Raw genomic sequence first — 6560 nt, forward strand, 5'->3', positions numbered from 1 at the left:
GCTCACCGTGCGTGGCATGGACCTCGCCGCGGCGTCGGGCATCGCGGCTGCCTCGGCCGTCGACGCCGCCCTCACCGCCGGCGACACGAGTGCCGCCGGGCTGGCCGGCTACCGCACGGCCCTCTTCGACTCCTTCGCAGGCAAGGACATGGTGACCTACGGCAAGGCGCCCGCGTTCCTCGAGCGCGAGCGCATGTACGAGCAGTACGGCACCGTGCTGGCGGACGTCCTGCACGGAGCCTTCGACCACGACCTGAGTCCCCGCCGTCACCTGCGTGACGTCGCCTGGACGGCGCTGCGGCGCTCTCCGGTGCGGGTGCGGGACCTGGTCTCCGACGCCTTTGCGGGGGTGCGAGCACTGTGAAGATCGGCAGCGCGGCAGAGCGGTTGGCCCAGAACCGCTTCGAGACCGACGAGCAGGAGAGCCATATCGAGATCGATCAGGAGGTCGCGCGCCGGACGGGCGCCGTCGACCTCCTGGTCCGGGTGTGCCCGTCCAAGGTGTACAGCAAGGAGGCGGACGGCAGTCTCTCGGTCGAGTACGCGGCCTGCTGCGAGTGCGGCGCATGCCTGGCGGTGGCCCCGCCGGGGTGCCTCGCCTGGCACTACCCGCGCGGCGGCATGGGGGTGCAGTTCCGGGAGGGCTGAGTCCCGCGGGTCAGCGCCGCACGCAGGTGAGCCACGTGCGTGCGGCGCGCCCGAGGTCCTCGCGGTTGTCGACCCGGACCTTGCGGCAGGCGGCGAGGATGTGGTTCTCCACGGTTCGCACGGAGAGCACCATCCGGGCGGCGATCTCGTTGTTCGTGTAGCCGCGGGCGACGGCGACGGCCACCTCGCGTTCGCGGGTGGTGAGGTTGACGGCCTGGTCGAGCGGGGTGAACAGACCGCAGAGGTCACGTCCGCGCAGGCCGGCGGTGCTCCACGCGTCGTCGGCGTGGGTGATCGCCGCCGCCATGTGCCCCCTGTCGATGAGGAGCACCGAGCGGGCGACGGCCGTGCGTACCGCCATCCGCCCGAGGCCGACCGCGTGCAGCGCCGCCTGCTGGTTCCCGAGCTCGGTGACGTCCTGGGACACCAGCGCGGTGGCGTAGTCGGCGAGGCGTCGGAGCAGCGGCGAGCCCGACCGCGTCGCCACGTCGGCGAGCGCGAGGGCCCGGTCGGGGTCGGCGTTCATCTCGAGGGCACGCACGCCGGCCACGACCCCGGCGCTGATGTAGCCCGCCTCGAGTCGCTCGTTCGCGAGATCCCACAGGAACCGAGCCGCGTCGTCCTGGCTGGTGCAGGGCGTGCCCTCCCGCCCCTCGGCGGAGTCCATCCAGGCGTGCGGGCCGCGCACCGTCCGCAGTGCCGCGGCCTGCGTGGCAAGGGAGGCGCCGTACGCGAGCTTGTTGCGGGACAGCGCGGCAGAGGCAGCGAGGGCCAGCAGCGCCCCCTCGTCGTGCCGGCGGTGCAGGGGGATGACACCCAGCTCGAGCACGGAGAGCACGAGGTCGTCGAGCTCGACGGCGCGCCCCTGGAGCCACAGGGCTGACGCGGCGACGTACGCGTGCTCGAGGACGGTCGTGGGCTCGTAGGCGGCCATCCCTCGCCGCACCCCGGCCATGCCCTCGCGGACGGCGTCGCCGAGGCGCCCGTCCAGCAGAGCGGTGAACGCTCGCAGCGCGGAGATGTGCTCGTCGGACTCGGGGGGCAGGGTGTCGAGCAGGGCGCGCGCCCTACCGGGCTCTCCCGCGGCAAGCTCGATCTCCGCTGCGACGCCGATGACGACGGGGTGGGGCGCTGCACCCTCGTCGAGGGCTCCCAGAGCCGCCCTGGCCGACTCGATCCCGCCGAGGAGCAGCTCCACGCCGGCGGTACCGGCCCGGAGAGCGGCGTCCGCCGCGCAACCGGCCGCGCGCGCGGCGTCGATCTCGGCGAGTGCCGCGTCCCGGGATCCGCCGACAGCCGCTCGGTAGAGCGCCGCCCAGGTGGCCAGCCGCGCACGGTCCTCGTGCTGCTCGTCGGCGATCCTGGTCCTGGCCAGGACGGCGTCGATCTCGTAGGGACGAGAGCGTGCCTCGAGCATTGCCTCGACGAGCCGGGACGCGGGCGCGGGGGAGGGGTCCTCCTCCCATGCCTTCCGGGCGGCGGCGAGCCGTGCCGAGATCCGCTGGCTGAACATCTGGACGAGGACGGCATGCCCCGAGGCGGAGGTGCCCGCGTCGTCCGGGAGCGGGTCGAGGCCGGCCGCCACGAGCCGCTCCCGTGCGAGGAGCTTGCGTACCGCCGAACCCTCGCGGGTGAGGTGATCCCCGACCAGGGGTGGGAAGACGGCCACCAGGTCGGCCTGCTCGGTCGTGTGGATCTGGAGCAGGCCGGCGTCGTCGAGGTCCGTCAGGAGGTTCGGGTCGAGCAGGTCGCGGGCGGACCTCATCGGGAGCGCGCCGGCAGAGGCGAGCAGGGTGAGCGCGTCGAGCTGGCCGTCGGTGAGGCCGACGAGCATCGGCTCGACGACGCCGGAGAGCGAGGACGTCCACAGCTCGCCGCGTACCGTCCACTGGCCGTCGCGCAGGACGATGCTGTTGCTGCGGCGGCCGTGCTCGACGATGGCCACGACGAGGCCGGGGACACCTCCGGAAGCAGCCCCGATCGATGCGACCGCGTTCGAGTCGACGCCGCCCGGGAGCAGGTGGTGCACGAGCATGTGGACCTGGTCGAAACCCAGGGGGCCGAGGGCGATCCGGGCGCTGGCCAGCGACCCGCCGACGAGCGTCGCGCTCTCGTCGCACCCACGCCCCGTCCCGCGGGTGGTCATCAGCAGGGGGACCTGACGATGGGCCTGGAAGGCCGAGATCGCGCCTGCGCTGGCCGGGTCCAGGTCGTCGGCGTCGTCCACGACGAGGACGGCCGAGCCCCGGGCGCCGACGAGCGACTCCAGGGAGGCGAGGGCGGACGTCAGGGCAGGGAGCTGGCCCTGGGCGGGGGCGACGGTGACGCCGGCCACCACCAGGGCGCCGAGGGGACGGTCTCGCAGGGCGCGCAGACCGCGGACCTGCACGACGGTCGTGCCGGCGCTCGTCAGCAGCTCGACGACATGGCGCAGCACGGTCGAACGACCGGCGCCCTGCCTGCCGGTGACCGTGACGTTCGAGCGTTCCTTCAGGAGAGCCAGGATCCGCGCGACGTCGTTCTCGCGAAGATCGGGCGCCTTCGCGTCGACGCCGACTCGCTCGGTCGTCTGCGTCATCGTTGCGCCACCATGCCTCGATTGTCCCGCGGCCAGGTGCCGAGAACTGGTGCCAGGGTCCTAGGGCGGGCTGTCGTGACGTGCGTCGCGGGTGCCGTGCCCGGCTCGGCCCGCGTCGGCAGGACCGCCCGCCGCCCCACGGGGACGTGACTTGATCCCGGTCAAGGCGGCGTGCTCGTGGCGTCCGTACGTTGAGAGACGACCCGAGTGAAGGAGACCCCGATGAGCATCACCCGCACCCGCATCCGTGCGCTTCTCGCCCTGCTGAGGCCCGCCGTCGTGGACGCCCACTGCGACACGGCCGACGGCCCCGCCGTGAGGGACGGACGTACGGCGTTGGCCACAGGCAACCTCAACCACGCGCTGAAGTGGATCCCCGCCGACGGAGAGGCCGAGCTGCGGTCCGTGTTCGAGAAGGCGCTGCGGGTCCGCACCCTCGGCGCGGAGGCCGCCGAGCTGGCCGACCGGCTCTTCCTCGAGACCCTGGTGCGCATCCACCGGATGGGCGAGGGCGTCGGGTTCACCGGCATCGCGCCCACCGGGGCGCCGATCGACCCGGTCGTGGCTGCCGCCGACGAGGCCATCGCCAGCGGATCGGATGAGGCCCTGCTGGCGATGGTGCCGCCGGAGCGACGCGCAGAGCTCGACCGGCGCTTCCGGGAGGCGCAGGCGCGTGCGGGCTTCGACGTGGACGACGTCGACGCGGGCCGGGACTATCTCGGCGCCTACGTCCGCTTCTTCACCTACGCCGAGGGCGAGGACCACGAGCACGACGGGCATGCCGCCCTGGCGCACAGTGCGCACGGCCACGCCCACGAGCACTAGGAGCTCCCGGTGATCCGCCTGGTCAGGGTGTCCGGTGACTCCATGGTCCCCACCTACCGCTCCGGCGACCTGCTCCTCACGCGACCGGTCGGCCGCGGGGTCGGGGTGGCATCCCGCGGGGACGTCGTCGTCGTCCGACGCGGCACGCTCCGGATCCTCAAGCGCGTGGTGGGCGTCCCTGGCGACGTGGTCGAGCTCGAGGCCGGGCGCCTCGTGGTCAACGGCCGGTCGGTGGACGGGCGCCCCCGGGTCCGTGGCGCGCTCCCGGTGAGATGGTCGGTGCCGGCGGGGAACCTCTTCCTGGCGGGCGACAACGCGGAAGGCTCGGACGACTCCCGGGTGTGGGGACGACCGTTCGTCCCGGCCGGGAGCGTCGAGGCGGTCGTCTCGCGGCGCCTGGTGCGACCGGGTGGTCTCAGACCTCGTCGGCGATCTGCTGCAGCCGGCCGGCCTGCGTGATCGACACCGACCGTCCGGCTCCGGTCGTGATCACCCCCTGACCTGCGAGGCTCCGCAGGGCGCGGCTGAGGCTCTCGGGGGTCGTGTCGAGCAGCGCGGCCACGTCCTTCTTGGCCAGCGGAAGGGTGACGGTGGCGACCGGGCCCTGCCAGGTGCTGGGCAGGCCGATGAGGTACTCGGCCAGGCGGCTCTCGACACCGCGAGAGGTGAGCGCGTTGAGCCGGTGCTCGGTCTCGGCGAGCCGCTCGGTGACCGTCGCGAGCATCCGCAGCCCGATCCCGGGGTGCTCCCGGACGAGCGTCGCGAGGTCGTCGTGGCGGAAGACGCAGAGCGAGCACTCGTCCACGGCCGTGGCGTGGTCGTCGGTCCGTCGCCCGCTGAACACGGCGGTCTCCCCGCTGAACTCTCCCGGGCCCAGGACGCGGATCAGCTGCTCCGACCCGTCCGGCGAGAACCGCGAGATCCGCAGGCGCCCGGTGTGCACGACCAGGAGCCGGGCCGGGTCGTCGGCACCGGTCGCCGGCTCGCCCCCGCGCAGGCGGGTCGGGTGCGCGAGGGCTGCGACCCGTTCCTGGTCGCGCGCCGAGAGCCCGGCGAAGACGGGGACCTGCGAGACGCATGTGTCGGCCACCGTCCGAGCCTAGGCACCCCGCGCCCCCACCTGCACGACCGGGCCGTTGACTCCGCCGCCGATGCGGCGCATCGTGAAGGTGCGACCGCCGCGGGACCACCGACGCGAGGGGGCACCATGAGCACCGAAGGCAGGCACGAGGGCACGGACGGGCAGGCCGCCGTCGACGTCGACGACGACCCGCGCGAGGCGATCGAGGTGGGCGTCCTGAGGGCGAACGGCCGCTTGGTAGGCCGGAGATTCGCCACCCGGGCCGAGGCGATCGCCTGGGCCCGGCCCGAGGAGGGTGAGCAGGTCGTCGAGTTCAACGTCCTGTGCGAGTGCTCCTTCACGTCCTGAGTGATCCGGGTCCCGACGTCGGCGGCCGGTCAGGTCGGGGACGGCGGGGGAGCGGGCCGGAACTCGTCGGCAGGGGCTCGGCCCGAGAGGTGCTCGTCCGCGCCACCCCTCCGCGCGTCAGGCGGACGGGTCGGTCACGACGGCGGTGAAGAGCGGCGACCCCGTCGCGGTGTCCGTCAGGAGGAGCAGGTACGGCCGGTCGAGGACGACGAGCTCCCGCTCGACCGGCGCGGAGCCCGCGACGCCGACCCCGGTGGCCGCCGCCGCGACGGTGCCGTCCTCGTCGACCTCGAGCACGACCTTCTGCACCACGGCCGAGATCGAGAGCCCCTCCACCCCGAGGCGTGCGTAGTCGCCGTCGGCAGGTAGCCCCAGGTCGCGCAGGATGTCGAGCAGGTCGTGGGTCTGCTCGATCCGCACCCTCGGCATCGCCACGGCGACGTCGGCAGGTGCGGCCGCCGCGAGAGCCACCAGGACGCCGTCGTCCACCGCGCACGGGTCGGTGCCGGCCGGCGGCAGGAGGGCAGTCGCGGCCATGGTGCCCGCGCGATAGGGCAGGGTGACGGAGACCCACCCCTCGGCGGACCGGCCCTCGCCCGCCGCACCGGTCATCATCGGCACCGTGGCCGGGCCGGCGGGGGTGGTGAAGGGCATCTCGATCGTGTCGGTGAAGGGCTCGGACCAGAAGGCCCGCAGGTGGAGGGCGTTCGTGAGGACCGTCACGGTGCTCGGCGAGAGCGGCTCGTCGAAGAGCCCGTCGATGAGGCCGTCGGTGTCCCGGCGCACGGCGTCGTTGATCGAGTCCGTCGCGCGGCGAGGATCGCCGGCGAAGTCCACGGACTGCAGACCGGCGTCCAGCGCCGTCGCGACGTCGTCGAGGTACTGCTGCTCGGGTGCCACCCCGAGATCCGCCCAGATCCGGTTGCTCATCCGCAGGCTGTCCGGGGCGTCGGGGCCCTCCGTGGGTCCGTCCTGCGCGAGATCCGTCAGTGCCCGCGTGTGAGCGGCCATGGCCGCGACGAGGTCGGGCGACCAGGCCGGGAGGTGCAGGAGCGCGCCGAGCTCGTCAGAGGTCGACCC

At 73.7% G+C, this 6560-nt stretch carries 8 protein-coding genes; 5 read left to right on the forward strand and 3 right to left on the reverse strand.

Translation table 11 applies throughout. From position 1 onward, the window contains the following. Positions 1 to 364 (forward strand): hypothetical protein (locus ABWK99_RS11940; protein ID WP_372594926.1); only part of this gene is annotated, 364 nt, incomplete at its 5' end. After that, positions 361 to 648: a ferredoxin family protein gene (locus tag ABWK99_RS11945; protein WP_372594927.1), complete on the forward strand. Its 288-nt coding sequence runs from the start codon at positions 361 to 363 to the stop codon at positions 646 to 648. The genes ABWK99_RS11940 and ABWK99_RS11945, both read left to right, overlap by 4 nt. Before the next feature lie 10 nt (positions 649 to 658). On the opposite strand, the gene ABWK99_RS11950 is transcribed toward ABWK99_RS11945, so the two are convergent. Then, the gene (locus ABWK99_RS11950) at positions 659 to 3226 is read right to left on the reverse strand and encodes a LuxR C-terminal-related transcriptional regulator (protein ID WP_372594928.1); all 2568 of its coding nucleotides are present in this window, start codon (positions 3224 to 3226) and stop codon (positions 659 to 661) included. Between the two features lie 222 nt (positions 3227 to 3448). On the opposite strand from ABWK99_RS11950, the gene ABWK99_RS11955 reads away from it, so the two are divergent. Together ABWK99_RS11955 and lepB are read left to right on the forward strand one after the other, a co-directional pair. Further along, on the forward strand, positions 3449 to 4051 hold the full coding sequence (locus ABWK99_RS11955; RefSeq protein WP_372594929.1) for a DUF6448 family protein: 603 nt from the start codon (positions 3449 to 3451) through the stop codon (positions 4049 to 4051). Positions 4052 to 4060: 9 nt separating this feature from the next. After that, complete coding sequence (lepB, locus tag ABWK99_RS11960; RefSeq protein ID WP_372594930.1) at positions 4061 to 4510, forward strand: signal peptidase I; 450 nt, start codon at positions 4061 to 4063, stop codon at positions 4508 to 4510. Here lepB and ABWK99_RS11965 read toward each other — a convergent pair. Continuing rightward, entirely contained in the window at positions 4467 to 5141 is a 675-nt protein-coding gene (locus ABWK99_RS11965) for a Crp/Fnr family transcriptional regulator (RefSeq protein ID WP_372594931.1), read from the reverse strand. The two genes, lepB and ABWK99_RS11965, sit on opposite strands and share 44 nt — an antisense overlap. Before the next feature lie 117 nt (positions 5142 to 5258). Here ABWK99_RS11965 and ABWK99_RS11970 point away from each other — a divergent pair, with 117 nt between their 5' ends. Then, positions 5259 to 5480 (forward strand): hypothetical protein, encoded by a 222-nt coding sequence (locus tag ABWK99_RS11970; RefSeq protein WP_372594932.1) that lies wholly within the window; start codon positions 5259 to 5261, stop codon positions 5478 to 5480. A 117-nt stretch (positions 5481 to 5597) separates the two neighbouring features. Here ABWK99_RS11970 and ABWK99_RS11975 read toward each other — a convergent pair. Beyond that, a partial coding sequence (locus tag ABWK99_RS11975; protein ID WP_372594933.1) for a serpin family protein occupies positions 5598 to 6560 on the reverse strand: 963 nt, incomplete at its 5' end.

Origin of the sequence: Actinotalea sp., from assembly GCF_041597215.1 — a bacterium.
GTDB lineage: Bacteria > Actinomycetota > Actinomycetes > Actinomycetales > Cellulomonadaceae > Actinotalea.

Coding starts and splice junctions, on each gene's coding strand:
- ABWK99_RS11970 (WP_372594932.1), top strand. CDS start 5,259: ATGAGCACCGAAGGCAGGCACGAGGGCACGGACGGGCAGGCCGCCGTC.
- ABWK99_RS11950 (WP_372594928.1), bottom strand. CDS start 3,226: ATGACGCAGACGACCGAGCGAGTCGGCGTCGACGCGAAGGCGCCCGAT.
- ABWK99_RS11955 (WP_372594929.1), top strand. CDS start 3,449: ATGAGCATCACCCGCACCCGCATCCGTGCGCTTCTCGCCCTGCTGAGG.